At 66.5% G+C, this 466-nt stretch carries 1 protein-coding gene; it reads right to left on the reverse strand.

Annotated features, from left to right (window positions below):
* Nucleotides 1-466, reverse strand: a 466-nt coding sequence (locus tag RM844_RS32505; protein ID WP_311671038.1) for a hypothetical protein, incomplete at both ends; no start/stop codon positions are given.

A 466-nucleotide genomic window follows, 5' to 3' on the forward strand; every position in this document is an offset into this window, starting at 1 on the left:
GGACCTGGTGTTGCATCCGCAGCAGTGATCGCATCGAGGGGGTGGCGCCGGAGTCGAGTGCGGCGACGTGCACGATGCGCAGCGTCGAATCACCGGCTGCCGCGGCGCGCAACGTCGCTGCGAGTTGCACCTCGTCCGCGTCGGAGGCGGGCAACTGGAGGAATCGATACTGCTGCCCACGCGCGGTAAGGGTGTCCACCAGAGGCTTGAGGGCTTCGGACTCGTCGCCGATGAGGATCCAGGAACTGTCCCCGGCTTCCGCGCCGGAGAGGGGGGTGACCGCCTTTTCCCATCGGAACTCGTAACGGTCGTCCGCGATGGACTGCGTCGAGCGTTGTTGATTGTGTTGCGCCGCAAGCTTGGTCAGCACCGCAAACGTCTGATCGTCTTCGCCTGCGCCGTCGAGCAGGGCTGCGAGTTCCTCGATCCGGCCGTCCTCGAGCAGTCGGATGGCCTGGGTGCGGGC

It is taken from the genome of Streptomyces chisholmiae (assembly GCF_031845445.1).
GTDB lineage: Bacteria > Actinomycetota > Actinomycetes > Streptomycetales > Streptomycetaceae > Streptomyces > Streptomyces chisholmiae.